At 61.7% G+C, this 26,550-nt stretch carries 24 protein-coding genes and 1 pseudogene; 16 read left to right on the forward strand and 9 right to left on the reverse strand.

Annotation, left to right across the window (positions count from 1 at the left end; translation table 11 throughout):
- Window positions 1–4: 4 nt before the first annotated feature.
- Window positions 5–478 (forward strand): annotated as a pseudogene (locus ACMTA2_RS14635) (methyl-accepting chemotaxis protein); the annotation flags it as partial.
- Here ACMTA2_RS14635 and ACMTA2_RS14640 read toward each other — a convergent pair.
- The 3 genes from ACMTA2_RS14640 to ACMTA2_RS14650 form a co-directional block, all read right to left on the reverse strand.
- On the reverse strand, window positions 459–2,090 hold the full coding sequence (locus ACMTA2_RS14640; protein WP_413795394.1) for an ATP-binding response regulator: 1,632 nt from the start codon (window positions 2,088–2,090) through the stop codon (window positions 459–461). The pseudogene ACMTA2_RS14635 and the gene ACMTA2_RS14640 sit on opposite strands and share 20 nt — an antisense overlap.
- 248 nt (window positions 2,091–2,338) lie before the next feature.
- Window positions 2,339–2,836, reverse strand: a complete 498-nt coding sequence (locus ACMTA2_RS14645; protein WP_413795395.1) for a hypothetical protein — start codon at window positions 2,834–2,836, stop codon at window positions 2,339–2,341.
- A gap of 315 nt (window positions 2,837–3,151) precedes the next feature.
- Entirely contained in the window at window positions 3,152–3,790 is a 639-nt protein-coding gene (locus tag ACMTA2_RS14650) for a LuxR C-terminal-related transcriptional regulator (protein WP_413795396.1), read from the reverse strand.
- Window positions 3,791–3,891: 101 nt separating this feature from the next.
- Between ACMTA2_RS14650 and ACMTA2_RS14655 the strand changes: the two genes are divergently transcribed.
- From ACMTA2_RS14655 to ACMTA2_RS14675, 5 genes are all read left to right on the forward strand, one after another.
- Entirely contained in the window at window positions 3,892–5,499 is a 1,608-nt protein-coding gene (locus tag ACMTA2_RS14655; RefSeq protein WP_413795658.1) for an ATP-binding response regulator, read from the forward strand.
- A gap of 174 nt (window positions 5,500–5,673) precedes the next feature.
- Window positions 5,674–7,728: a 2Fe-2S iron-sulfur cluster-binding protein gene (locus tag ACMTA2_RS14660; RefSeq protein ID WP_413795397.1), complete on the forward strand. Its 2,055-nt coding sequence runs from the start codon at window positions 5,674–5,676 to the stop codon at window positions 7,726–7,728.
- A 130-nt stretch (window positions 7,729–7,858) separates the two neighbouring features.
- A complete protein-coding gene (locus tag ACMTA2_RS14665) occupies window positions 7,859–8,488 on the forward strand; it encodes a glutathione S-transferase family protein (RefSeq protein ID WP_413795398.1) in 630 nt (209 codons plus the stop codon).
- 79 nt (window positions 8,489–8,567) lie between these two features.
- Complete coding sequence (locus ACMTA2_RS14670) at window positions 8,568–9,488, forward strand: LysR family transcriptional regulator (RefSeq protein WP_413795399.1); 921 nt, start codon at window positions 8,568–8,570, stop codon at window positions 9,486–9,488.
- Window positions 9,488–10,393 (forward strand): LysR family transcriptional regulator, encoded by a 906-nt coding sequence (locus ACMTA2_RS14675; protein ID WP_413795400.1) that lies wholly within the window; start codon window positions 9,488–9,490, stop codon window positions 10,391–10,393. Before ACMTA2_RS14670 ends, ACMTA2_RS14675 begins: the two co-directional genes overlap by 1 nt.
- A 3-nt stretch (window positions 10,394–10,396) precedes the next feature.
- Here the strand turns inward: ACMTA2_RS14675 and ACMTA2_RS14680 are convergent, their stop codons facing one another.
- Window positions 10,397–11,320: an AraC family transcriptional regulator gene (locus ACMTA2_RS14680; protein ID WP_413795401.1), complete on the reverse strand. Its 924-nt coding sequence runs from the start codon at window positions 11,318–11,320 to the stop codon at window positions 10,397–10,399.
- A 110-nt stretch (window positions 11,321–11,430) separates the two neighbouring features.
- On the opposite strand from ACMTA2_RS14680, the gene ACMTA2_RS14685 reads away from it, so the two are divergent.
- Window positions 11,431–11,778 carry a carboxymuconolactone decarboxylase family protein gene (locus ACMTA2_RS14685; RefSeq protein ID WP_046062217.1) on the forward strand — a complete coding sequence of 116 codons (348 nt, stop codon included), beginning with the start codon at window positions 11,431–11,433 and terminating at the stop codon, window positions 11,776–11,778.
- A gap of 589 nt (window positions 11,779–12,367) precedes the next feature.
- Here the strand turns inward: ACMTA2_RS14685 and ACMTA2_RS14690 are convergent.
- Window positions 12,368–13,567, reverse strand: a complete 1,200-nt coding sequence (locus ACMTA2_RS14690; protein WP_413795402.1) for an MFS transporter — start codon at window positions 13,565–13,567, stop codon at window positions 12,368–12,370.
- Between the two features lie 149 nt (window positions 13,568–13,716).
- On the opposite strand from ACMTA2_RS14690, the gene ACMTA2_RS14695 reads away from it, so the two are divergent.
- Window positions 13,717–14,652, forward strand: a complete 936-nt coding sequence (locus tag ACMTA2_RS14695; protein ID WP_413795403.1) for a LysR family transcriptional regulator — start codon at window positions 13,717–13,719, stop codon at window positions 14,650–14,652.
- A gap of 21 nt (window positions 14,653–14,673) precedes the next feature.
- On the opposite strand, the gene ACMTA2_RS14700 is transcribed toward ACMTA2_RS14695, so the two are convergent.
- Together ACMTA2_RS14700 and ACMTA2_RS14705 are read right to left on the reverse strand one after the other, a co-directional pair.
- A complete protein-coding gene (locus ACMTA2_RS14700) occupies window positions 14,674–15,072 on the reverse strand; it encodes a VOC family protein (RefSeq protein ID WP_413795404.1) in 399 nt (132 codons plus the stop codon).
- Between the two features lie 90 nt (window positions 15,073–15,162).
- Window positions 15,163–16,119 (reverse strand): DMT family transporter, encoded by a 957-nt coding sequence (locus ACMTA2_RS14705; RefSeq protein WP_413795405.1) that lies wholly within the window; start codon window positions 16,117–16,119, stop codon window positions 15,163–15,165.
- Window positions 16,120–16,193: 74 nt separating this feature from the next.
- Here ACMTA2_RS14705 and ACMTA2_RS14710 point away from each other — a divergent pair, with 74 nt between their 5' ends.
- Window positions 16,194–17,048, forward strand: coding sequence for a LysR family transcriptional regulator (locus ACMTA2_RS14710; RefSeq protein ID WP_413795406.1), 855 nt, complete (start codon window positions 16,194–16,196; stop codon window positions 17,046–17,048).
- Between the two features lie 41 nt (window positions 17,049–17,089).
- On the opposite strand, the gene ACMTA2_RS14715 is transcribed toward ACMTA2_RS14710, so the two are convergent.
- Window positions 17,090–18,796, reverse strand: coding sequence for an amidase (locus ACMTA2_RS14715; RefSeq protein WP_413795659.1), 1,707 nt, complete (start codon window positions 18,794–18,796; stop codon window positions 17,090–17,092).
- Between the two features lie 244 nt (window positions 18,797–19,040).
- Here ACMTA2_RS14715 and ACMTA2_RS14720 point away from each other — a divergent pair, with 244 nt between their 5' ends.
- Genes ACMTA2_RS14720 through ACMTA2_RS14750 form a run of 7 tightly spaced genes read left to right on the forward strand, consistent with a single transcriptional unit; the run spans window position 19,041 to window position 25,335 of the window.
- Complete coding sequence (locus tag ACMTA2_RS14720; RefSeq protein WP_413795407.1) at window positions 19,041–19,718, forward strand: thermostable hemolysin; 678 nt, start codon at window positions 19,041–19,043, stop codon at window positions 19,716–19,718.
- Complete coding sequence (locus ACMTA2_RS14725) at window positions 19,708–21,189, forward strand: AMP-binding protein (RefSeq protein WP_413795408.1); 1,482 nt, start codon at window positions 19,708–19,710, stop codon at window positions 21,187–21,189. Before ACMTA2_RS14720 ends, ACMTA2_RS14725 begins: the two co-directional genes overlap by 11 nt.
- The gene (locus ACMTA2_RS14730; RefSeq protein ID WP_413795409.1) at window positions 21,186–21,860 is read left to right on the forward strand and encodes an iron-containing redox enzyme family protein; all 675 of its coding nucleotides are present in this window, start codon (window positions 21,186–21,188) and stop codon (window positions 21,858–21,860) included. The genes ACMTA2_RS14725 and ACMTA2_RS14730 overlap by 4 nt, the downstream gene beginning before the upstream one ends.
- Window positions 21,847–22,656 carry an SDR family oxidoreductase gene (locus ACMTA2_RS14735; RefSeq protein WP_413795410.1) on the forward strand — a complete coding sequence of 270 codons (810 nt, stop codon included), beginning with the start codon at window positions 21,847–21,849 and terminating at the stop codon, window positions 22,654–22,656. Before ACMTA2_RS14730 ends, ACMTA2_RS14735 begins: the two co-directional genes overlap by 14 nt.
- On the forward strand, window positions 22,653–23,297 hold the full coding sequence (locus ACMTA2_RS14740; RefSeq protein WP_413795411.1) for a tetratricopeptide repeat protein: 645 nt from the start codon (window positions 22,653–22,655) through the stop codon (window positions 23,295–23,297). Before ACMTA2_RS14735 ends, ACMTA2_RS14740 begins: the two co-directional genes overlap by 4 nt.
- Before the next feature lie 11 nt (window positions 23,298–23,308).
- Window positions 23,309–23,971: a response regulator gene (locus tag ACMTA2_RS14745; RefSeq protein WP_003201124.1), complete on the forward strand. Its 663-nt coding sequence runs from the start codon at window positions 23,309–23,311 to the stop codon at window positions 23,969–23,971.
- Window positions 23,968–25,335: a sensor histidine kinase gene (locus ACMTA2_RS14750; RefSeq protein ID WP_413795412.1), complete on the forward strand. Its 1,368-nt coding sequence runs from the start codon at window positions 23,968–23,970 to the stop codon at window positions 25,333–25,335. Before ACMTA2_RS14745 ends, ACMTA2_RS14750 begins: the two co-directional genes overlap by 4 nt.
- A 45-nt stretch (window positions 25,336–25,380) precedes the next feature.
- On the opposite strand, the gene ACMTA2_RS14755 is transcribed toward ACMTA2_RS14750, so the two are convergent.
- A complete protein-coding gene (locus ACMTA2_RS14755) occupies window positions 25,381–26,472 on the reverse strand; it encodes an ArsO family NAD(P)H-dependent flavin-containing monooxygenase (RefSeq protein WP_413795413.1) in 1,092 nt (363 codons plus the stop codon).
- Window positions 26,473–26,550: the final 78 nt, after the last annotated feature.

The raw sequence follows: 26,550 nt of genomic DNA on the forward strand, positions 1-26,550 counted from the left end.
CAAGGAGATGCGCGAGATTGCCGACAACATCGGCGCCTCCGCGCGTCTCGTTGGACAACTGGGCGCACGTTCGGAAGAGATCACAGCCATCGTCAACACCATTCGCGGCATTGCCGACCAGACCAACCTGCTGGCCCTCAACGCGGCCATCGAGGCCGCGCGGGCCGGGGACCAGGGCAGGGGATTCGCGGTGGTGGCCGACGAGGTCCGGCAACTGGCCGGGCGCACCAGTCGCTCCACGTCGGAGATCGCCGAGATGATCGGCATGATCCTCTCCGAAACCCGGGAAGCGGTCGCGAGCATGAACGTGACCCATGAGGGCGCCTTGCGCGGCGTCACCCTGGCAGACCAGGCCGGATCGGTCATCGTGCAGATCCGGAACGGGACCACCGACGCCCTCGATGCGGTGAGCATGTTTGCCTCCAAGCTCGACGAGTCCGAAGTGATTCCCAAGACGGCTATCGGCTGGGTGGGGTGAGGTGAACTGAGTCCGTGCGATCCATGGGCTTGACCCGTTCAAGCAATACCGCTCGCAGCTCTGGCGGGCGCACGGGCTTGGCCAGCACCGAGATGTCCAGGTCGTGGAGCGATTGGCGTATCCGCTCGATCTCATGTCCGGTAATGACCAGCGCCGGGACTTGCCAACCGCGCTGCTGGCGTATCGCGGCGATGCATTCGGCACCCGAGACTTTCGTGCCCAGGTCGAAGTCGGCAATGACAATGTCGCAATCGCTGGCCAGTCCTTCGCCGTCGCTGTGGGTTTCGACCTGGCAGCCCCATTTTTCCAAGAGCGCTGACGTCGCCATCAGGACGTTGGCGTCGTCTTCTACCAAGCACACCCGTAATCCGTCCAGGCGATTCTGGACGGGGGGCACCTTGGGCTCCAGGGTCCTGGGCGCTACCAGTTCCAGGCCGCTGATTGCCACCTGGGTGCCTTTTCCGACTTGGGAGCGGATGTGTATATCGACGTCGAGTAGCTGGCTGATGCGCTTGACGATGGAGAGGCCGAGGCCGAGGCCCTCGACATCTTTGTCGCGCACTTGGCGAACGCGGTAGAACTCCTTGAACACTTCGGATAAATGTTCGGCGGCAATGCCGCGTCCCTTGTCGTAGATCACCACGGCCAGCCGCTTGCCCTGGCGGCGCACGCCGATCAGCACCGGTTGGCCGGGCGCGTATTTGAGGGCGTTGGATAGCAGGTTCTGGACCATTGTGGTCAGCATGCCTGGATTGACGCTGACCCAGTAAGGACAGGTGCGCAGGCGCAGCTCGACCCCGGCCCAGCGGGCTGCCTCGGTGTTCTGCTTGACGAGGTCCTGCAGCAACGTGCCCAGGTGGACGGTATCGGCCTGTGGGACCAGCTTGCCGTGGTCGAGGGTGTAGATGTCCAGGATCGAGCGGAACAGCTGCGACACGGTATGCAGCGAACGGTCGATGTTGTCCACCAGGCGCAATTCCTCCAGCCCCAGTCGGGCGTCACGCAGGCAGGCCGTAAACAGGCCGATGGAATGGATTGGCTGGCGCAGGTCATGGCTGGCCTGGGCGAGGAATCGCGATTTCTCCTGATTGGCCAAAATGGCTTCTTCGGAGGCAATCCGTGTGCGCTTGAGCAAAATGTGCGCGTAGGCGGGCACCACAATGGTGGTGACGATCAACATCAGGAACATGTAGGGCTGCGTATGCCAGAACGGGGTCAGCCAGAAAACCAGTACCAGGGTCGACAGCGCGACAACGGTTGCCAGCGCCAGGTAGCGCGAGCCGAAGCGCATGCCATTGCCCAGCGTGACCCAGAGTAATGCAGCGTACACCGGGAGCGTGTCCTCTCCACCCACGATCATGGCAAATGCGATGCCGGCATAGTCATGCAGCATCGTGAAAAGGCGCCGCCAGAAGAAGTGTCCGGGCCAGCGCTTGATGATCATGCGCAGGAACACCGAGACGACGATGAACGTACAGATGTAGATAATGATGGGTACGTAGCTCGCGGCGTCTTCTGGATAGAGGCCGGCCAGGATGACGATATACAACAGCGCACAGGCGCTGACGGTCAGGCGTAATGTGGCCTGGTCGAGTTCACTGTTCTTTTCCACCGGTTTTCGAACCTCATGGGCTTCTGATGCCTTGAACTAGCGTAGCGGCTAGCCCATCAATGCGATTCAGAATAGTTGCCCGGGCCGGGATACTTCAGGAGGGGATCACCACGCAGGACGTCGGGAGAGCACGTGAACGGAGTCGTTCGTTATCTGCAAGGCTTGCGTCTTGAGCGCAGGTACTTGGAAGAAATGAGGTGAGGATTGGGGACAGGCTTGATGCTGTCCCCAAAGGCAATGCCATTGCGTCAGTAGACCCTGTAGTACTTCACGACGTCATCGACGAAGTAGATGGTCAGTACCGAACCCTGGGTCTGGCTTTGCCCCGTTTTCGTACCGGTCACGCTGCTGACGTCATTGGCCACGGTTTGTGCCTTGGCCAGCTGTGCCGAAGTTTCATACATCTTCAGGCTCGTTTCGGTCGACACGTACTTATGGGCCAGCTTCATGTACTTATCCAGGCCCTCATCAGTCTTTTCATAGGTCCAGTTCGACTCGTTGCTGGTGCTGGTCGAGTTGAGTTCTTCATTGGTCGGCGCGCCGAACATTTGCGTGATCTGGCCTTTTGTCGTCTTGCCCGGAATGATCGTTTGCTTGAGGTAGGCGACGTCGTATTTTTGGGAACCCTGATTCAATGTGTTCATCAAGCTGCCCAGGTCGCCAGTATTTGCACAACCGGTAAGTACGCCCGCCAGCACGCACAGTGCCAATCCGTTTCCAAGTGTTTTTCCATATTCGAAGAACATGATGACTTTCCTTGAGTTAATGTCAGGACCCTTCCACTTCAACCGGGCAGGCGGTGAAGTTGACCCAGCATCGCGCCGCCTATCGAGTTATTTAACCCACAGGCTTCGCACGCCATGATGTTTCGATAGGCACAGTGATACTGCACGGCGTAAGGCGCGTTGGCTTTCTTTATGTCTGGCTGTTCAAGCAGCCTTTTCTGGAGCGTCCACAGCTTAGGGGGAGAGTACTGGGCGATGCTATAGCACAAGTGTGCTATAGCCGTAGATGCAAGTAGAGAGGATAACGCTCAATCAATATCCGAGACCGTTATACATTCAATTGTCATGCTTTTCCGGCCATCCGTCGTTGCCTGGGAAGTTGGGAAATTGCGCCGCTGCCGCGGCGCGCGTGGGGACGCCCAGGGATTTGAGCAGGCTCGAGACATGGATGCGCACCGTAAAGGGGGAGATGCCCAGGTCCCGGGCTATTTCCTTGTTGGTCTTGCCGGCCGCGATCAAGGCAAGTACTTGCCGTTGACGCGTGGTCAGTTGTGAAAGTGCGTCGTCCAGTACCGAGTGCTCGGCTTGATACTTCACCACCACTTCGCCTTCGCGTATTGCCATGATGGCGTCGGCAATACCACCGGGATCGATATTCTTGCCAATGAAACCGTCGGCCCCCAGCGCCATCACCTGGGAAATAACATCCACGTCATCCACCATTGAAACCACGATGATCGTGGTGCGTTTGAATTCCTTGCGCAGCTCGCCGATGACGTGCAGCGATTTGATCCCGGGAAAGCGCAAGTCGAGTATCAGGGAGTCCACTTCCATCCCTGAACGTGCCAATGCCAATACTTCATCCAGATTGCCAGCTTGTTCTATGGTGGCCGTCGGCAGAAGCCGTTCGATGGTTCTCAACATGCCTTCACGGAACAAAGGATGATCATCTGCCACAATGACTCTGCACATCATGCTTCAGATCCTTCTGACTTCAAGTTTGCCCATCGTAACCTAAACGACTCCCTTGGTTTTCAAGTTGAAACAAACTTTCATGTTGGAATACACCTGTGAATATGACGGAAAAGAATAGCGAGCTTGATCAGGCAACATTGAGATTGACGGTCGGGGCGTGTACAGCGCTCTACATCATCGTGGTGGCCTTTCTGGCCAGCGACTTCGAAACTTATGTACCGATCCTGTGGTACATGACCTTTTTCTTCGGCACCGCGATCCCGCTGCGCATGGCGGTCAAGCGCTGGCCCGGGCACTTCTTCTTGCGTCGTCTTTTTGCCATGACATTGGATTATGCCAGTCTTGCCTTTGCCTTGATCGTGGGTGGGGAGGGTACGCTACCGGTGTACGCCGCATTGCTCTGGGTCACGTTGGGCAATGGCATGCGCTTCGGTTCGCGCTACCTGGCGCTGGCCACCGTTATCGCGCTGTCCAACCTGGTAGTGATTTTCCTGCTCACGCCGTTCTGGCGTGGCCAGCCCTATCTGTTCCTCACGTTGATCGTCACCACCATCGTGGTGCCCGCCTACGCGCATATCCTGTTGACCCGTACCCGCATCGCTTCGGAAGAGGCGATTGCCGCGAACCAGGAAAAATCCCGCTTCCTGGCCCAGGCCAGCCATGACTTGCGCCAGCCGATCCACTCCATCGGTTTGTTTACCGCCTGCCTGCGTGATGCCCGGCTGGGCCAGGAAGAGTTGCGACTGGTGGACAACATCGACCGTTCGCTGCACATCGTGTCGCAGCTGTTTCGTTCTATCCTGGACATCTACACCCTCGACAACGGGCAGCTTGAACCGCAGGCCGAACCCGTGCACCTGGGCGCGTTGCTCCAGGACGTGGTCAAGCAGAACACCGAAGCCGCCCGCTGGGCTGGTGTCGAGTTGCGCCTGCGGCCTTGCCGGCACTGGGTCACTGTCAATGCCGGTTTGTTGGCGACCATGGTGCAGAACCTGGTCTCCAATACGCTCAAGTATGCCCCCGGCCAACCGGTGTTGATCGGTGTGCGTCCGAAAGGCAGTGGCCTGGCCATCGTCATCTACGACAAGGGCCGGGGCATTGCCGCCGAACATCTGCCTGAGGTGTTCAAGGAGTTTTATCGGGTACGCCACGTCCGTGACAAAGATGTCGAGGGGCTGGGCCTGGGGTTGTCCATCGTCAAGCGGATCAGCCACCTGATCAATCTGGACATCCAACTGGACTCCCGGCTCGGCCAGGGCACGCGCGCCATGATCCAAGGGCTGGAAAGGGTTGCGCCAGGGGCTGTGGTGGAAAAACCGGTGCCCACGCAAAGCCGTTTGCAGGGTTTGCGGGTTTGCCTGGTGGAGGATGACGCCAACGTGCTGATGGCGACGTCTGCGCTGTTGGAGAAGTGGGGGTGCGAAGTGGAAACCCACAGTGACGGGGTGGGGGTGACCAGTGATTGCGACATCATCATTGCCGACTTCGACCTGGGCACGAAAGTCTCGGGCGCCGAATGCATCGCCGCGATTCGCGAACAGCGGGGCAGCGAAGTCCCTGCCATGATCATGACCGGCCATGAAATCGAAAGAATCCGCCACGCGCTGCACCACATGAACATTTCGATCCTGGCCAAACCCGTGCGGCCTCCGGAATTGCGGGCGACCTTGCTCGAATTGACCAAGCATTTCGCCAGTGTCAGGCCATGAGCCCACCATTCCATTTTGTGAAACGGTGGATTGCAGTTTGTGCGTATTCCTGAGCAACCGCTTTGGGCAGAAGATGACGCCAGCCACTTGCACACCCGTGCAAACGATGGCGGACAATCCCTAACCGTAGCGCACTGGCGCAGGCGTTCATGCTGCGAGCGCGAGGAGTAGCCGATGGACGAAGCCTTGCAAGCAAAAACCTCGCCCTGGCACGAAGGAGAGCTGACCTTGCAGCGCTCCGTCGGGGCCGTCGACATGATGGCCAGCGTCGGCCAACGGCAATTGGCGCGTACGTGGATGCCGGACCAGCACCGTGAGTTCTACGCCCAGTTGCCTTTCGTGGTGCTGGGGGCGGTGGATCGGCAAGGCGACGTGTGGGCGACCCTGCGCACGGGGCAGCCGGGTTTCATGAACTCCCCCGACCCGCAGACCCTGCACATCAACCTCGAGCCCGAGCCGAACGACCCGGCCCAGGAGGGCATGGGCGAGGGCGATGCCATTGGCATGCTGGGGATCGAATTGCACACCCGCCGACGTAATCGCATGAACGGCGTCGTGCGCCGTCAGCTTGCCCCAGGGCTGGAGATTGCAGTGAGCCAGGCCTATGGCAACTGCCCTCGCTACATCAACCTGCGCCAGTATCAATTTGTCGATGCACAGGCGGTCGCGCCGCGTCAGTTGACCGTGTCGGACCCGTTGGTACGGCGCCTGGTGACGGCGGCCGATTCGTTTTATATCGCCACCTACGTGGTGCGCGATGGCGAGCGGCAGGTCGATGCGTCTCACCGTGGCGGCAAGCCGGGGTTCGTGCGCATGGATGAAGATGGATCGCTGACCATTCCTGACTTTTCCGGCAACCTGTTCTTCAACACCCTGGGCAACATTCTGCTCAACCCACGGGCCGGGCTGGTGTTCGTCGATTTCCAGACCGGCGATCTGCTGCAAATGAGCGGCTCGGCGCAAGTCCTGCTGGACGATCCCCAGATCAATGCCTTCCAAGGCGCCGAGCGGCTGCTGCGCTTCACACCGCAACGCATCGTCTATCGTCCGGCCGCCATCGCGTTGCGCTGGAAGGATCAGGACGAGGGCGACTCGCCCAATTCATTGATGACCGGCAGTTGGGAGCAGGCCGCCGAGCGCTTGCAGGCCGAGGCGTTGCGCAGTCGCTGGCGTTCGTTGCAGGTTTCGCGGGTGGTGGATGAGAGCCCCGGCATTCGTTCGTTCTACCTGCAGACGAGCGATGGCTTGGGGCTGCCCCGGTTTGAAGCCGGGCAACATTTGCCGGTGCGGATCCAGCTGGAGGGGCAGAAAGCGCCATCGATCCGGACCTACAGCGTATCCAGTGCGCCGTCGGATGATTTCTTGCGTATCAGCGTCAAGCGCGATGGCTCGGTGTCGTCCCACCTGCATGATCAGGTGCAGGCGCTGCACGAGATTGAGGCGCGGGCGCCTCAGGGCCATTTCACCGTCCAGGCCACCGAGCGGCGTCCGTTGGTATTGCTGGCAGCGGGGGTGGGCATCACGCCGCTGTTGTCGATGTTGCGCGAGGTGGTTTACCAGGGGCAACGCATCAGCCGCATGCGCCCGGTCTGGCTGGTGCAAAGCGCCCGCTCGGTGGCCGACCTGGCGTTCCGTGAAGAGATCGACGAACTGGCCGCCCGTGCCGGCGACAAGCTCCAGGTTCTGCGCATGGTCAGCCAACCGCCCACCGAAGCAAAGGTTGGCGAAGGCTATGACCTGGCGGGCCGGATCGATGTGGAACTGCTCAAGAAACTGCTGCCGCTCAATGACTACGACTTCTATCTGTGCGGGCCGGGCAGCTTTACCCAGGCGCTGTACGACGGGCTGCGCAAATTGCGCATTCCTGACGACCGCATCCATGCGGAAACCTTCGGGCCCTCCACCCTGGTTCGGGATATCGAAGTCAGTGTCCCGGCACCCCAGCAAGTACCGGCAGCGAGCGAGGCGGTGAAGGTCTTGTTCGCCGGTTCCGGCAAGGAGGCTCGTTGGGAACCCGGCAGCGGGACGCTGCTGGAACTGGCCGAAGCCCGCGGCCTGAACCCGGAGTTCAGTTGCCGCGGCGGTTCCTGCGGGACTTGCAAAACCCGCTTGAGCCGCGGCCAGGTGCATTACCTGAGCCAGCCGGCCGAACCGGTTGGCGAGGGTGAAGTGCTGATCTGTTGCGCCGTGCCGGCCCAAGGGAGCGAGCCGTTGGTGCTTGAGGTCTAGTGGCCCGACTGTTTCACCGGATGAAATGCTGGATTGTAGAAGCTGGTTATTCCGCTGTCCGGGACAGGAGCAGAGGATAGCGCCATCGATGCGATCACCGCTTCGAGCCCAAAACAACATGGAGTACGTCATGTCTGAGAAAGCGACCAAACTTTATCGCCACCCGCTGTCGGGGCACGCCCATCGTGTCGAGCTGATGCTCTCGCTGCTTGGCTTGCCAACCGAGTTGATATTCGTGGACTTGATGAAAGGTGAGCACAAGACTCCGGAGTTTCTCGCCATCAACAGCTTTGGCCAGGTGCCGGTGATCGACGATAACGGCACCGTCCTGGCCGACTCGAACGCGATCCTGGTCTACCTCGCGGCCAAGTATGGCAAGGGGCAATGGCTGCCCAGTGATCCGCTTGCCCAGGCGCGGGTGCAGCGCTGGCTGTCGGTGGCGGCGGGCCAGATCAACCAGGGGCCGGCCAACGCTCGGTTGATCACCGTGTTCGGTGCCGGCTATGACGCCGAAGACGCCATCAAGCGCTCCCATGCCCTGTTGAAGGTGATGGAGACGGAGTTGGGGCAAAGCCGGTTCCTGGCCGGTGAGCAACCGACCATCGCTGATGTGGCCGCGTACACCTACGTGTCCCATGCCCCCGAAGGCAACGTCGCGCTGACCGACTACCCGAACGTCCGGGCCTGGCTGGGCAGCATCGAAGCCTTGCCGAATTTCGTCGGCATGCAACGTACCGCCAAGGGCTTGCAGCAAGCCTGATTCAAACCGCAGGTGCTTGCCGGGGGCGCATCTTCCGGCAAGTACATTCAAGCCACGTGCCCTCAAGGCTGGATCGCCCATGGATCGCTTTCAGGAAATGCAGGTTTTCATGGCGGTGGCCGAGGAGGAAGGGTTCGCCGCTGCTGCCCGTCGACTGCGTATTTCACCGCCAAGCGTGACGCGCGCCATTGCGGCGATGGAGGAGCGGATTGGCACCCAGTTGTTGTCGCGCACCACCCGCAATGTGTACCTGACCGAAGCGGGGCAACGCTACCTGGAAGATTGCCGACGAATCCTGAGTGAACTCGATGAAGCCGAGGAGGCCGCTGCCGGCAGCTATTCGATCCCCTGCGGGTATCTGACGGTCACCGCTCCGGTGCTGTTTGGCGAGCTGTACATCGCGCCTCTGCTGACGGATTACCTGGATCAATTTCCCTCGGTACACCTCAACGCCTTGTTCGTCGACCGTGTGGTGAACATCGCCGACGAAGGCATCGACGTGGCGATCCGCATCGGTCATTTGCAGGAAAACAATCAGCACGCCATCAAGGTCGGTGAAGTGCGCCAGGTGATTTGTGGCGCACCGGCCTATTTCCAGCGACACGGACGGCCAACGCATCCTGGCGAGTTGAGCAAGGCCAATATCGTGATGTCTTCGGCCAGTCATTTGCTGAGTCACTGGCAATTCATGGACGAGGCCAATTCGCTGAGCTTGCGCTTTGATCCACGCCTGGTGGTGACCGCGAATCAGGCGGCGATCAACATCGCCTGCCAGGGTTGGGGCGTGACCCGGGTCTTGTCCTATCAAGTAGCCCGACAGGTCGCCGATGGGGAACTTGAGGTGGTGCTCAAGGCGTTCGAGCCGCCAGCGTTGCCGATTCACGTGGTGTATCAGAAGAGCACTCGAGTGCCGGCCAAGGTGCGCACGTTTGTGGCCTTCCTCGCTGATCGGTTGGGGGACGACGTCACGCTCAAGCCTGTCGTAAAAGACATCGTCTGATGGCTCGCCACCATGAAATGCGGATGTTCCATGCGCTGTCGCAGTGCCCCAGTCTCGCTTCGGCAGCCCAGCGCCTGAACGTTTCCGGACCGACCGTGATGCGTGCCATCGCTCGGTTGGAGGCGCGACTGGGTGTGCAGTTACTGTTGCGCAGCACGCGCGGGGTCGTGCTGACTGAAGCCGGGGTCGGCTTCATGGCCGACTGTTCACGGATCCTCAAGGCGATTGACGAGGCAGAGGCATCAGCCAAGGGCTGGCATGTCCAGGCCCAAGGCAACCTGACGATCCTGTTGCCCTTGCTGTTCAGCCGCTATGTCATGGCCCCGGTGCTGGCCGGCTACATGGATCAGTACCCCGGGATCAGGATATTCGCCCACTACCACGATCGTTTTCCGAACATGCATGAGGAAGGGTTGGATGTGGCGGTGCTGGTGGGGCATCTGCCCAACTGCTCATTGATCGCGCGTCCGGTCGGCAGCGTTCGTTCACTCGTCTGCGCCAGTCCTGGCTACCTGTCGATTCATGGTGAACCCGTTGTGCCGCAGGATCTGCGCAATCATCGACTGATCGCCACGCAGGCCAACCAGGATTGGGTCCAGTGGCCTTTCCATCAGCAGGCCAGTGGCCTCAAGGCGCGCACGCGGCTCAGTTGCGCCTCGCTGCAGGCGGCCATTGATGCGGCGGCTCATGGGGCTGGGTTGATGCGCTGCTTGAACTATCCGCTGTACGACTATCTGAACAGCGGACGCTTGCGCCGGGTCTTGCAACCTTATGAGCCGCCCGCGATACCGGTTCATGTGGTCTACCGCGAAAGAAGCAAGGCGCCGATGCGCGTGCGCAGTTTCGTGGACTACATCGTCGAGCGCCTGCGCGAGCACCCGGCCCTGCGAGCGGATGTTTCTTGAGTATCAGCTCGCGCTTGGGCTCAGGATCCCGCGGCGCACGCGTCCTGGCGCCTCGCCGAAGACTTCCTTGAATTTCTTGCTGAACGCGGCCTGGGATTGGTAACCGACCTGTACGGCGATATCGCTTAGTCCCAAGTGTGAATGGCTGAGCAGGCTGAAGGCCAACTCCATGCGTACTTGCGTCAACAGCACCCACGGCGAAACGCCGGCCACCTTGACGAATGCGCGCATGAAATTGGCCCGGGACATGCTCGCGATGTCCGCCAGGCCTTGGATGGTCCACTCGTGCGCAGGGTCTGCCAACATGGCCTGCCAGGACCGGCCCAGACGTTTGTCGCCGAGCAGGGCCAGCGAGCCGCTGTCCTGTCCCTGGCTGGCCAGATGCGCACGCAGAATCAAGGTGAACAGCGCCTGTGACAGGGCATCGAGCAAGAAGCGCGCGCCGACCTTATCCCCATCCGCTTCTGCGCGCATGACCTCCACCAGCGCCGGCAACGGCCCATTGGCTGGTAATGCGCCGCTGGGAATCACCAGGTATTCGGGCAAGGCACCGAACAGCAACGAAGCCCGGTTGAAGTGAAAGCCCCCGCAAAGCATGTCCAGCTCCGCGCTGGCGCCGCCAATGCGATGAATCGGCAGGGTGCCCCCGGTCACGACCCGGGGTGAGGTCGGCGTTACCGTTTTGCCAGGGCTGTGCATGACGTGAGGGGCACCGCGCGGCAACAGCAGGATGTCACCGGCGCGCATGGGCAAGCGCTGCCCATCGGCAAACTCGACGCGGCATTCGCCGGCCAGCACGATGTGATAGGGCGCTGTGCCCAGGGCTTGCTGCCCGTGATCCAGGGCCCAGTCGCCCTGGAACTGACAGCGCAGGTCCAGGCTGCCGCGCACGTTGGCCAGGCTGATGAGTTTATCGATCGCATTCATTTGAGCGTTTCGCCAAAAAACCTGAGCGCATTGAGCAAACCCGAGTGGCGCCAGGGTGAAAAACTGAGGGCGTCAAAACAGTACACCTAACCCACTCAGGAGTTAATGCCATGTTCAATAACTGGTCCGAATTGTTGCCCACCATTCAGAAAGCCTTTGGCGCGCTGGGCCGCAGCAACCCGAAAATGGTCAAGGCCTATATGGCGCTAGGGGAAGCCGCCAGCGAAAACAATGTACTCGATGCCAAGACCCGCGAACTGATCTCGATCGCTATCGCCGTCACCACCCGCTGCGACGGCTGCATCGCCGCCCATACGGACGCGGCGATCAAGGCCGGCGCGAGTCGCGAGGAGGTTGCAGCGGCCCTGGCAACTGCGATTTCGTTGAATGCGGGGGCGGCCTACATCTACTCGCTGCGATCGCTTGAAGCGTATGACATGCTGAAAGCGTCGGTGTGATTTTCACCCGCTCCCATACCCCGGGCGCCTAACCCGGCATCCATGCCGGGTCAGTTTACGGTGATATTGGATGTGCCGGCCTCATCGCGAGCAAGCCCGCTCCCACATGGTTTTTGTGTTGTGTTCAGATGCTGCGAACGACCGCGATTCCCTGTGGGAGCGAGCTTGCTCGCGATAGCGGTGGTTCAGTTTGAAGTGATGTTGGATGTGCCGCCGCCTTCGCGAGCAAGCTCGCTCCCACATGGTTTTTGTGTTGTGTTCAGATGCTGCGAACGACCTCGATTCCCTGTGGGAGCGAGCTTGCTCGCGATAGCGGTGGTTCAGTTTGAAGTGATGTTGGATGTGCCGCCGCCTTCGCGAGCAAGCCCGCTCCCGCATGGTTTTTTGTGTCGTGTTCAGATGCTGCGAACGACCGCGATTCCCTGTGGGAGCGAGCTTGCTCGCGAAAGCGGTGTATCAGTTTGCAGTGATGTTGGATGTGCCGGCGTCATCGCGAGCAGGCTCGCTCCCACAGGGTCGGATCAGGCCGACACTGTGCCGCCAGGCAATGAAACGTCGGATCGTCGTAGCGATCTTCACAGGCCATGCATTACGTCTTGGCCGGCGAGTCGATCAGCCGATAAGTTCCCAGGAAATAAAACACACCACCGGCAACAACGAACAGGGCGAGCATGTAGAAGATGTAGTGAGGTGGCTGCGTTGCCAATACGAGGCCGCACAGCACCGGCCCGGAGGCGGCGCCGAGGTTGCCAAGATTTTGCGCGGCGTAGTACATGCCCCGCAGGTGGTCGGGCGCGATGTTGTCGATGAACATGTATTCAGCGGGGAAGACGATGATCTCCCCGACCGTGAACACCGCCATGGCGATTACCCAGAGCAGCAGGGTATCGGCCAGGGCGAAGCCGGCCAGCCCGAGGATGAACAGGCTCAGCCCCGCCGCCAGCCACAGTTTCAGGTGACGCTGGGACACTCTTCGGCCAATGACGTATTGCAGGCTGATCACCATCAACGCGTTGGTCGTCACAATGGCACTGATGATGCGATAGGTGAACTCGGCCGTTGTCGTGACCACCAGGTACTGTGAGAGATAGGCCGTGAACTGGCCGAAGACCACCGCGCTGAGCAGGCCACCGAGGGTGAAGCACACTAAACGGTAGTCCTGGAGCAGAAGTTTGCCCACGGCCAGAAAGGGTGCGGGTTTGTGACCGGTATCGACCACCGCCAGGTCTCTGTCGCCCCACACGAAATACACCAGGCAGAACCCCGCGCCCAGCAGGCCGGACAACAGGAATGGCAGGCTGATGTCCAGCTTGGCCATCCCCGCCCCGAGAAACGGCCCGACGGCATAGCCGATGTTGGTCAGTGTGTATTTGATCGAGAACGCTTCGCTGCGTTCGGCGATTGCAAGCATGCCGCCAAATCCTGCCTTGACGGCGATATCGATGACGGCATAAGCCAGGTTGATCAATATCAGGCAGCTGTAGAACAACCAGAGATCGCGAGCCAGGAACGTGCCGACAAACCCCACCGTGAACAGCACGCTGAACCCCAGGATGAGTCGGTGGCTGGACAGGTTGTCCACCAGGAAACCGCCGTAGAGGCTCAACAGGGAACCGATGATCAATGTGCTGCCGATCACCAGGCCGGTGTCGGCAACGTTCAAGCCAAAGCTGTTCGACAAGTAGATGACCAGGTACGGCAGTGTGATTGCCCGAGCCAGGGTCAGGATGAGTGAGGCTGACAGCAGCAAATGGACTGACGTGGGATAGCGCTTGAGGGTGGCGAGCATCCTTGCCTCATACGACCGAAGATATTGATAAGGGGCCGCGTCATCTCTCGGACGGGTACGCGGTTGCCAAGTTTACTGAGGAACTCGGTTCTGATTTATGATGTTTTTTCTTGGTTTGATTGAATGCAGTTCATTAATGAAGGGCGTCCATGTTTTCCTCCGAACGACTGAAGGGTATCGATGTATTCGTTTGCGTCGCCGAATCCGGCAGCTTCAAGGCTGCGTCTGAGCGGATGAACCTCACGGGGTCTGCGATCAGTAAAAGCGTTGCCCGCCTGGAGAGCCGGCTCGGTGTTCGACTGTTCGACCGTACAACCAGACGTGTTTCGCTGACCGATGCAGGGAGCGTCTTTCTTCGCACCTGCACAGGCGTGCTTGCCGATCTCGAGGAGGCCGAGCTGTCGCTGCAGGCTGAAAACGCCGAGCCACGCGGCCGCGTTCGGATCGACCTTCCCGGTGCTTTTGGCCGTTCCCTGGTGCTGCCTATCGTCTTGCAATGCCTGGCGCAATACCCGCAACTGGTTCCGCACCTGTCGTTCTCCGACGGTTTCATCGACGCCGTGCAGGAAGGCGTGGACATCGTTATCCGCTTGGGAGGCGCCGAGGTTTGGCCGGATGCGCTGGGGCGTCGTTACCTTGGCCGCGAATGGCATATTTTCTGCGCATCGCCTGCATATCTGGCCAGGCATGGCACGCCCTTGTCTGAATGTGATCTGGAGCACCACCAGTGCATCGCCTACGGTTGGCGCAATGGCAACGTCAGCCCCTGGAGTTTCGCCGGGCGCCATCGGGGCGAAACGCTCAGGAAACAGGTGTCGCCAACGCTGGTGGTGGGCGATGGAGAGGGCTTGGTGGTTGCGGTATTGGCCGGTTGCGGTATTGCCCAATTGCCGTCCTGGTTGGTCCAGCGGCAACTGGACGAAGGGACATTGGTTGAGGTGCTGCCCCAGTTGGCAACCGATGGGATGGCGATCAATCTTGCCTGGCAGAAAAGCCGTGAGACGCTGCCCAAGGTCGCTGCTTTATTGGATGTGCTGACCACCCGCCTGGCCCAGGCAGCAGGAGGACGAGCGCAGCGGTTATAGATGTTCTAGCTGGGGGCACGATTAAGTCGACACCGGGTCATGGCAGCAGACGCACAGCTTGTTGCCATCGAGATCTCGAAAGTAGGCGCCGTAATAATCGGGATGGTAGTGGGGTCTCAAGCCGGGTTCCCCCTCACACGTCCCGCCCAGCGCCATCGCTGTGGCGTAGCTGCTCCTGACGGCCTCCCGGCTGGGGGCAAGCAAGGCCACCATCTGTCCGTTGCCGGGTTCGCTTGCCTTGCCATCAAATGGTTTGCCAATCACGAAGAGCGGGCGAGGCGAGTTCTCGGCCATCCAGCCAGCCCAGCCTTGGGTGGCGTCGCAAAATTTCAGGGTCAGGCCCAGCCCGGCCATGAGTTTTGAATAAAACACGAAGGCGCGATCAAAATCGGCAATACCTAAAAAGACGTGGGAAATCATGAGGGCTACCGCTTGTCTGTGGGCGTGAAGGATTGTTTGCGATCCAGCGTACGCTGCCACAAGCATCATCGCGATGCCAAGTTCCGGCTGTTAAGACGTCCCCCCAGGCACGTGATGCCTGGCCTGCCGCGCTTCGGTACCGACGACCAGCCAGATGCCCACGCCGGACACCGCCATCCCCACCACCATCTGCCATGAAAGCGGTTCGTTGAACATCGCCCAGGCCCAGAACATGGTAATGGGCGGGCTCAGATACAGCACGCTGGCGACCCGGGTAGCGGTTGCGCGGCGCAGGCACAACCAATAGAGGCCATAACCGCCCATCGTCGACAGACCCGCGGTCCACAAGACGCTCAGTGCAAAGCCCGTGCTGGGGAGCGGGGCCAGGCTGCCACGTGCGCCCTCGACCAAGGCGAAGGCCAGGCCCGACACGCAACACTGCAGCCAAAGGTTGGGCAGCAGGCCCAGTGATTGTCCGGCGGGAAGGTATTTTTGCCACAGGGTGGCGACGGCGAGCGAGAGCATTCCAAGCAGCGGCAGGCCATAGGCCCACAGAGGTGCGTTGCCCCACGCCAACGCGCCTTGGGTTACCAGCATGACGCCGAACAGGCCGATGAGCAGGCCCACCCATACCTGCCAGGCCAGCCGTTGCCGGAGTACGCCTGCGGCCAGCAGTGCCAGGCCCATCGGCAGCAGGTCGGCGACCAGTGCGGCCAGGCCCGCCGGCACGCCCAGGGCAATGCCCTGGGTGATGCCGCCCAGGTAGCCGGCCATCGCCAGGAGGCCGATGCCGGCGTTTTTCAACAGCACGACGGGCGAGGTTCGGCGTAGCTGCCTGGCGACGAAGGGAAACAGGACGAGCGTGACCACGACGCATCGCCAGAACACCACCAGCAGGGCCGGCGCGTAGTCAATTGAAAAACGCGCGCCAATGAAGCCGGAGCTCCAGGACAAAAGCAATGCCGCTTCGAGCAATGGCAAGGGGATCAGCCAATACCAGGCGGGCCCGGGCAGGGAGGTGCAGGTCATCGATTTAGTTGGGTTCATGACCCCAGGCTACGAAACCCGGCTAATCTAATAAATCAAAATATAGTGCATCAGTCATTCACGAAGATTGAATCATGACGGCCATACTCGATATCGATTTGATACGGACTTTTCATGCGGTGGCGCGGATCGGGAAATTCAGCGGGGCGGCAGAACAGTTGCACAAAAGCCCGGCGGCGGTGAGCGTGCATATCCAGCGTTTGGAAGCGGTCGCTGGCGGGCGGCTGCTCAACCGGGACAACCAATCGGTCTCCCTCACCGCGTTGGGCAAGCGTTTGCTGGTGGCGACGACGGAACTGCTGAACACCCATGACCGGGTACTGGCCGACTTGCACGGAACCCGTTTGGCGGGACGCATCACCTTGGGGGTGCCGGATGAATACGCGGATCATGTCATCCGCGACATCCTCCCGACGTTCGCCGCCGCCTGGCCCAACGTCGTGCTGGAACTCAAGACCGCGCCTAGCTACGCGCTACGTGACTTGGTGCAGCGCCGCAAGCTCCAGGCAGCGGTCGTTGCCCAGCCGAAGGGGCTGGCGAACGCCGATGCGCAAGTGCTGGTGTCCACGCTGCCGGTCTGGGTCGGGCCGGCCCACACGGCGGCGGCCTCGATGGAGCCGCTACCGCTGGCGGTGCATGCGACGCAATGCCCTTATCGGCAGGCGATGATGGAATCTCTCAGGCAAAGCGGGCGCAGGACCCGCATCGTCCTGGAAAGCCCCTCCAACCAAGCCGTCAAAGCCTGTGTGGAGGCCGGGTTGGCGATCAGCCTGATCGACCGTGCGCGGGTGACGGACGCCATGCGGATCCTCGACGGCCTGCCGGTCATCGCCGAGCATGAGGTGGTGTTCATGCGAACCCAGGCGTCACAGGGCGACGAAGCCGTGAGCCTGCTTTCACGTGCTATGCAGCAATATTTCCGGCTGTAGAAATGGAGACGGGGGCCGCTGCGCAGCCCCAATGACCCTAGTCATGCCGACAGCGGCGGTGTCCGGGGCGGGACCAGGCGCTTGGAGCCAATCGACTCGAACGCCGACGCCAGTTGCAACAGCTTCGAATCGTCATAGGCGCGCCCGGCAAACGTCAGCCCGACGGGCATGCCGATGTCCGCCATGACGCCCATCGGCACGGTGACCGTGGGTACGCCCAGATGGCGGATGGCGAGGTTACCGTTGGCGACCCAGACGCCGTTGCTCCAGGCAATATCGGCAGATGCCGGGTTGACATCCGCATCCGCCGGCCCGACGTCGGCAACGGTCGGGAAGATCACCGCGTCCAGGCCCAGCCGCTCCATCCAGTCTTCCAGGTCGATGCGGCGTGTGGCCTCAAGCCCCCGCAACCCGTCGGGCAGTGTAGGGATCTGGTCCCAGGGCGTGATACCGCGTTGGGCCATCTTCACGTACTCATCCATGCCGGCGGCCAGATCGTCCTCCCGGTTGGGCAGGGTGCCCGGGTCGTGGGGAAAAATCTTCGGTCCGTCGACGTCGGCCAGGCGATTCAATTTCGGATCACCGTTGGCCCGCAGGAAGTCATCGAACGCCCAGGCCGACAAGTCCCACAATTCATGGTGCAGGAACTCCTTGGAAACCAGTCCACGGGTGAACACGGTCGGCGCGCCGGGACGATCGCCCTCGCAGTTGGACACCAGGGGGAAATCCACCTCGACCACTTCGGCACCACAGGCCTCAAGCGCCTTGCGGGCTTGTTCCCACAGGTCGATCACCGAGGCGCGGGTGACGATTCGCTGGCCCGTCGGGCCGCCGATACCGGGGGCCTCGGCCGTGCCGGCTTCAAGGTCAGCGTTGATGTACATCCGTGGCACGCCGAATCGAATGCCGGCCAGGGCCCCCGGGTTGCTGGCAAGGCTTGGATACGAGGCGGGGCGAACCGAGTCGACGCTCGGAATCGGCACCCAGGGTTGCAGGCGCCACAGGTCGCCACGGGTGTCCGGGTCCTCGGCGACCACCACGTCCAGCACTTCGAGCAGGTCGGCCATGGTTCTGGCAAAGGGCACGACGACGTCCATGGTCGGCGTCAACGGCCAGTTGCCACGCACCGAAATCACGCCGCGCGACGGCGTATACGCGCACAAGCCATTGTTCGACGCTGGACCGCGCCCGCTCGACCAGGTTTCTTCGGCAAGGCCGAACGCCGCGAAACTGGCGGCGGTTGCCGTGCCGGCACCGTTCGAGGAGCCGGAGGCAAACGGCGCGGTGAGGTAGTCGCCGTTGTACGGGCTCTCGGCACGGCCATACACCCCGCGCTGCATGCCGCCGTTGGCCATGGGCGGCATGTTGGTCTTGCCCAGGCAGATGGCCCCGGCGGCGCGAAGCCGTTCGATGGTGAACGCATCGCGATAAGCAACCAGGTCCTTGAACGCCGGGCTGCCGGAAGCGGCAGTGAGCCCCTTGACCAGGTAACTGTCCTTGGCCGTATAGGGAATGCCGTCAAGCGGGCCCAGGGTCTGGCCGCTGGCCCGACGGGCATCGGAGGCCTGGGCCTCTTCCAACGCATCGGGGTTGCGAACCACCACCGCGTTGAGGGCTGCGGGCGTATCGGGGCCGTCGTAGGCATCGATCCTGGCGAGGTAGGCCTGGACAAGCGCCACCGCGGTCGTCTGGCCCGACTCCAGCGCAGCGCGCAATTGGGCAATGGAGGCTTCGGTGATTTCGATCATGCTGTTAGCGCCGCGGCAGAGGGGTTGCGGGGTGTTCGGGTCCATTGAAGTTGCTCCTGAGACTTCAGGTCATCTCAAAGTGGATATTTATCGGACTTGCGCACTGTACTACGGAATAGCGATCAGGGGCAGTCAGGTTTGACCGGACTGTCTCTCGAGCGAGCCATAAATTGGCCACCTTCAGACTTCGTTAAGAAACGGCCTCGATACTTTCCCCCAATAGCCCGAGGGAGAACGTTGAGCCATGCCCGATTTTGACTGGAACATCCACCTGCCGCTGGCCTTCGGTGATGCCGGCCCGCCGGTTCGGCACTTGCACCGGGCGTTGCCGGGACAAGCACGGCGAGCTGAGTTCGAGGCGTTCATCCAGCAGCGTTTTCGCCAGGTCCACGGTGCCGATATTCGGCACTTCATGCCGGAGCTGTTCGGGCTCGACGATCTCCGCGGCACGCTCTGCGCAGCCGCTGGCGTGCGCCGGGCCGCCCAGGGACCGCTGTTCCTCGAACATTATCTGGACAGCCCCATCGAGCCCTTGATCAGTGCCGCCGCCGATCGTCCGGTGGACCGCGCTGGCATCGTCGAGGTTGGCAACCTGGCCGCCAGCGACACGGGCAGCGCCCGGCTGAGCATCATAGCGATCACTTATCTGTTGGCCATGGGCGGCCTGGAGTGGGTCGCGTTCACTGGCAACATCGGCCTGGTCAACAGCTTCCATCGCCTGGGCCTCAAGCCTGTGACGCTGTGCCCGGCAGACCCGCAGCGCCTCGGCGAGGACCGTCATCTCTGGGGCCGCTACTACGAGAGCCAGCCCTGGGTTCATGTCGGGAACATCCGCGCCGGTTTCATTCATCTGCGCAATACCGGCCTGTTCAATCGCCTGGGACTGCCGACGGACCTCGGAGAAACCAGCCATGTCGCCTGAAATGGAACGCTTCAAGCGCACCCTGCGTGGTCATGCCGAGCGCAGGGGCCATGCCGTGGCACTGTGGGGCGACGGCTCGCAGCTCGACTACGCGACACTTTATTCCGAAGTGGTGTACCGCCAGCAACGCTTGCGCGATGAACACATCCGTGTTGTCGCCCTGGCTCTGGATAACGGCATCGAAGCGATGCTCTGGGACCTTGCCGCACTGTTCGAAGGGCTGACCTGCGTCATCCTGCCGGGGTTTTTCAGCCAGGCTCAACGTCGGCACTGCCTGGAACAGAGCCAGGCCGAGCGAGTGATTGCCGAGCCGGCGTTCGAAGCGGAACTGCAAGCTGCCGGATACCAGCACAGCGGAGAGTTCTGGCGACGGCACTTCGACGGCCCGAGCCGTTTGCCGGCAGGCACCGCCAAGCTGACGTTCACCTCCGGCACCACCGGCACGCCGAAGGGCGTCTGCCTGAGCGCCGACAGCCTGTTGCGGGTGGCCCGTGAACTGGAGCAGGCCAGCCAACCGGTCGAGGCCAGGCATCACCTGGCGTTACTGCCCCTGGCGATTTTGCTGGAAAACCTTGGCTGCTACGCGGCGTTGTATGCCGGTGCGATGCTGAGCCTGCCCAGCCAGAAAACCCTCGGCATCCAGGGCGCCAGTGGAGTCGACCCGACGCGGCTGCTGGGATGCCTGGCCGAGCGTCGGGCGCAGAGCCTGATCCTGGTTCCGCAGCTGCTGCTGATGTTGGTCATGGCTGCCGAACAAAAGATGTTCAACCCGTACATCGTGCGATTCGCCGCCGTGGGCGGGGCACGGGTGTCCCACGATTTGTTGCAGCGGGCCCAGCGCGCTGGCCTGCCGGTGTTTGAAGGCTATGGGCTGTCGGAATGCGCCTCGGTGGTCTGCCTCAATCGGCCACAGGCTCATCGCGCCGGCAGTGTCGGTCAACCGCTGCCCCATGTGGAGATCCGCTTGGCCGATGACGGCGAAGTCCTGATCAAGGGCTCGGTGCTGCTCGGTTACCTGGGTGAGCCACCGCATGCCAGCGAATGGTGGCCCAGCGGCGACCTGGGTGAGTTCGACGAAGACGGTTTCCTTTACCTGCGCGGTCGCAAGAAGCACCAGTTCGTGACCAGTTTCGGTCGCAACGTGAACCCCGAATGGGTTGAAGCCGAACTCACCCAGGGCGGTGACATTGCCCAGGCCTTTGTCTATGGCGAAGCCATGCCGCACAACCATGCATTGCTCTGGCCCGCCCGGGTCGACTGCACGGATCAAACGCTGGCGCTGGCCGTGGCCAAGGCCAACGACACGCTGCCCGATTACGCGCGGGTCCATCACTGGACGCGCCTGGACCACCCCTTCAGCGCCGCCAACGGCCTGCTCACCGCCAATGGCCGGCCACGCCGGCAGGCCATCGTCGAGCATTACCGCGCGCAGCTCACTTCATCTGTTTTGTCCGAGGAATCCCCATCATGAGTTTTTTTGACACGTTGCAAGAAGTCACCCAACAAGAGCGCCAGACCCTGTTCAATCTGCCGATCATTCGCGACGCCCTCAACGGCCAAGTCAGCCTGGCCAGTTACCGGGGGTTCCTGATCCAGGCGTATTACCACGTGCGCCACACCGTACCGCTGATGATGGCTTGCGGAGCGCGCCTGCCAGCGCATCTGGAATGGCTGCGCAAGGCCGTGTGCGAATACATCGACGAAGAGTACGGCCACGAGCAATGGGTGCTGGATGACATTGCCGTGTGCGGTGGCGATAAGGACGCGGTGCGCAACGGTCAGCCTTCGTTGCCCATTGAGCTGATGGTCAGTTACCTCTACGACTTGATCGCCCGAGGCAACCCGGTGGGCCTGTTCGGCATGGTCAATGTGCTCGAAGGCACCAGTATCGCTCTGGCGACCCATGCCGCCGACAGCATCCGTCAGCGCCTGGAATTGCCACCCACGGCGTTCAGCTACCTCAGCTCCCATGGTTCGCTCGACATTGAGCATATGCAAACCTATCGCGGCTTGATGAACCGGCTGGAAGATCCGGCGGACCAGGCTGCGGTGATCCATGCCTCCAAGGTGGTGTACCGGTTGTACACCGACATGTTCCGCGGCCTGCCGCGCGACGAGGAGCATGACCATGCGCCTGTGTGATGCGCGTGTCGTGCTGACCGGCGCCAGTGGCGGAATCGGCCAGGCCATCGCCGCCGCCCTGTGCGCCAGTGGCGCGCGGGTCCTGGCCGTGGCCAGGCGTCGCGAAGCCTTGCAGCCGTTGCTGGAGCGTTATCCGCAGCACTTGAGCTGGGTCGAAGCCGACCTGACCTTCCTCGCCGATCGGCGCAAAATACGGGTCGCCGCCGAGGCCCAGGGCGGTATCAACCTGCTGATCAATGCCGCCGGCGTGAACCACTTCGCCATGCTCGAACAACTCGACGACAGCGAGATCAACACCATGCTGGCGCTGAATATCAGCGCGCCGATTTGCCTGACCAAACTGCTCTTGCCACTGCTCAAGCAGGCTGACAGCGCGATGGTGGTCAACGTCGGCTCGACCTATGGATCCATCGGCTACCCGGGCTATGCCAGCTACTGCGCCAGCAAGTTTGCCTTGCGCGGTTTTTCCGAAGCGTTGCGCCGGGAGTTGGCCGATACCCGTGTCGGGGTGCTCTACGTAGCGCCCCGGGCCACCCGTACCTCGATGAACAGCCCGGCGGCCGATGCCCTCAACCAGGCCCTCAAGGCCAACGTCGACGACCCGCAAACCGTGGCGGCGGCGGTGATCCACGCGATTATCGGCGACCGACGCGAGCTGTATCTGGGCTGGCCCGAACGCTTTTTCGTCGGCCTCAACAGCCTGCTGCCCAACCTGGTGGACCGTGGCCTGCGCAAGCAATTGCCACTGGTGCGCCGTCTCAGTCACAAACCCGAAAACGAGCATCTCAAGCCATGAAAAAAATCCTCGCTTGCCTGTTGATCGGCACCCTGAGCCAAAGCGTCTGGGCATTGGAGGCGACCGACCAGCAACGTCTCAGCGACATCCAGCAGCGTTGGGCCCATATTCAATATGAAGTGCCCGAAGGCCAACGCGCCGATGCGTTCGAAAAACTCGCCGTCCAGGCATCGGCGTTCAAGCAGGAGCGCCAATCGGTGGCCGAAGCGTGGATCTGGTCTGGCATCGTCAACAGCAGTTGGGCCGGTGCCAAGGGTGGGATCGGTGCACTGGGCAAGGTCAAGGATGCCAAGGGCGACCTGGAAAAAGCCCTGACCCTGGACCCCAAGGCCCTGCAAGGCTCGGCCTACACCAGCCTGGGTGCACTCTACGACCGGGTGCCGGGCTGGCCCCTGGGTTTCGGCGACTCCGACAAGGCCGAGCAATTGCTCCAGCAGGCGTTGCAACTCAACCCGAACGGCATCGACAGCCTGTACTTTTGGGGGGATCACCTCTACCGTCAGAAGCGCTATAGCGAAGCCAAGGCAGCGTTGCAAAAAGCCTTGCAGGCAGCACCGCGGCCAGGTCGGGAAACGGCCGATGCTGGGCGCCGCAAGGAGATCGACGCTTTACTGGTGGATGTGAACAAGCAACTGAACTGACGGGAGCGGATGTGCGTTTATTACTGATCGAAGATGACGTGGCCCTGGGCGAAGGCATCCACCAGGCCCTGAGTCGCGAAGGTTATACCGTCGACTGGGTGCAGGACGGCAGCAGCGCCTTGCATTCGTTGCTCAGTGAAACATTCGACCTGGCGGTGCTCGACCTGGGCCTGCCACGCATGGACGGCCTGCAAGTGTTGCGGCGCTTGCGTGACAGCGGCTCCAACCTGCCGGTGCTGATCCTCACTGCCCGGGATGCTACCGAGGATCGCATCGCCGGGTTGGACGCCGGGGCCGACGATTATCTGGTCAAGCCCTTCGATCTGGCGGAACTCAAGGCCCGCTTGCGGGCCTTGTTGCGGCGCAGCGCCGGTCGCGCCCAAGCGTTGATCGAACATGCCGGCATCAGCCTGAACCCAGGTACCCAGCAAGTCAGTTACCAAGGCAAGCCGGTGGCCCTGACGCCCAAGGAATATCAACTGCTCCATGAACTGCTTTCGCCGCCGGGTCGCGTCATGACTCGCGATCATCTGATGCAGTTGCTCTACGGCTGGAGCGAGGAGGCCGAGAGCAACACGCTGGAAGTGCACATCCATCACCTGCGCAAGAAATTCTCCACCGACCTGATCCGCACCATTCGCGGTGTCGGTTACCTGGTGGAGGAGCGCCGATGAGTTCGATCCGGCGTCGTACCCTCACGTTGATCCTTGGCCTGCTGTTCCTTGGCCTGTTGATCATCACCGTATTCAACCTGCATGACAGCAACCACGAAATCGCCGAGGTCTACGATGCCCAGTTGGCGCAGAATGCCCGGCTGTTGCAGGGCGTGATGCGCATGCCGATGGCGAGCAAGGAGCACGCCGAATTGTATCAGGCGTTCAATTCGGCGCTGGGGCAGGCGGTTCCCAGGGTCGATGGCCATCCCTATGAAAGCAAGATTGCTTTTCAAGTCTGGAACTCACAAGGTTCGGTGCTGGTGCATACCTCCAGCGCACCGTCGTTCACCTCACCGCCGGGCGCGCCCGGTTTCAGTGAGGTCGTGGACCAGAAAAACCGTAAGTGGCGGGCGTTCGTCCTCGACGACGCGCAATACGGCTTGAAGATCTGGGTGGGCGAGCGTGACGACGTGCGTGCCGATCTGGTCGACCGCATTGTTCGTCACACCGTCGTACCCAACGTGATCGGCAGTGTGGTGCTTGCCGCAGTGATCTGGCTGGCCATCGGCTGGGGGCTCAAACCCCTGGTCGATATGGCGGCGAAGTTGCGGGCCAGGCATCCCGGCTCACTGGAGCCCCTGCAAATGATGCCACTCCCTACGGAGCTTGAACCCATGCAGGCGGCCCTCAACCGCGTCTTGGCGCAGATCCAGGAGGTGATGGGCCGTGAGCGGCGTTTCATTGCCGACGCCGCCCATGAAATGCGTACGCCCTTGGCGGTGCTGCGGGTGCATGCGCAGAACCTGATGGAGGCGGGGAGCGAGCAAAGCCGTCGCGAGTCCCTGGAACACCTGATCGCGGGCGTCGATCGCACCACGCGTTTGGTCAATCAGTTGCTCACCATGGCGCGGCTCGAACCGCAGGCAGGTGTGCCGACGCCTGTTGTCATCGACCTGCCCGCCACGGTTCGTGCGAGCCTGGTTCAACTGACGCCCTGGTTGTTGAGCAAGGGGCTCGAGCCGGTGCTGGATGTCAGCGATGACATCGGTCCGGTTCGCATCGACCCGGTGGCCATCGATATCGCCTTGAACAACCTGGTGACCAATGCGGCCAATTTTTCGCCGGCCAACGGCACGATCACCGTACGCCTGGCCAGGAAGGGCGATCACTACGAGCTGTCCGTCGAAGACCAGGGGCCGGGTATCGACGAGGCCGAGCGTGAGCGGCTCTTCGAACGGTTCTATAGCCGTGGCAACGACCAGGGAGCGGGGTTGGGGCTGACGATCGTGCGCACCATCGCGGATCGTCTGGGAGGATGCATACGTTTGGAGAATCGCACCGAGGGTGGGCTGTGCGCGACCTTGGAAATAGGGCGCTTCTAGGCGATTCTCCGGCGCCATGACAGGTTGCCGAGCTCATCGGGTGGTTCAAGCGGGCGCGTCGCCCCTGGGTTGTTCGGCGAGAAAGTCGACGATCTCGCCGACCGTGCTGCGTGCGGTACGTGTAACGCCGATCAGGGTGGCGGAAGCCGAACCCGTCCACTCGCCGTAGCCGACCAGCCACAGCCTGGGCTCTTGTGTCGAGCGGGTGCCCTCGACCGCCACGCGACCTTCGTTGTTGAGCACCCCCAGCGCCTCAAGGTGCTGCAGGGCAGGCCTGAAACCGGTGCACCAGATGACCACGTCCACCGCCGATTCGCGGCCGTCGGCCCAGACCACACCGTTGCGGGTAAAGCGCACGAATGGCCTGACCGACTGCAGGGCGTTGCGTTCACGGGCCTCGACTACCGGCGGCACCATGACGATGTCACCCAAGCCTCCCACGGGTTGGTCGATGACGCGACCTTCCTGCTGGGCCTTCCAGCGCTCGGTGGCACGCTCGAACAACACCCGTCCATCCACTTCGTCGGGAAGGAACAACGGCTCGACGGGAGTGACCCAAGTGGTCTCGGCGATTTTCGACACCTCGGCCAGAATCTGCGCCCCTGAATTGCCGCCGCCCACCACCAGGACTTTCTTGCCGGCGAACGAGGACGCCTCGACATAGGCCGCCGAATGCACTTGCTGGCCGGCGAACAAGGCCGCATCAGGGTAGTGAGGGATGTAGGGGTTATTCCACGTGCCCGTTGCACTGACCACGACCCGGGCGTCCCATTGCCTGTCCGGGGAATGTACGCGCAAACCCGTTGCTGTGCGTTCCACACGCGTGACCTGTACCGGCCGCACCACGGGGAATCCATAGCGCTGTTCATACTGCTTGAGATAGTCGATCACATGGTCCCGCGACGGATTGCCATCCGGTGTGGGGGGCATCATCCAGCCGGGGATCGAACTCCAGGTCGCCGGGGAAAAGAGTCGCAGCGAGTTCCATCCATGACGCCAGGCACCACCGGGTCCCTCCTGGGCATCGAGGATGACGAACGACAGAGGCGTGCGCCGCAGGAAATAGGCTACCGCCAAGGCTGCTTGGCCCCCACCGACGATGACAACGTCAAATGTCTCGGGCTGTGAGCAGGGCATGGCGGCGAATCCTTCGGTTGAGAGAGCCAGTTGCAAGGCTCCAAGAGGGGCTTGCAAGGTCAATGGCCGTTCCAGGAG

The organism is Pseudomonas medicaginis (genome assembly GCF_965119365.1).
GTDB lineage: Bacteria > Pseudomonadota > Gammaproteobacteria > Pseudomonadales > Pseudomonadaceae > Aquipseudomonas.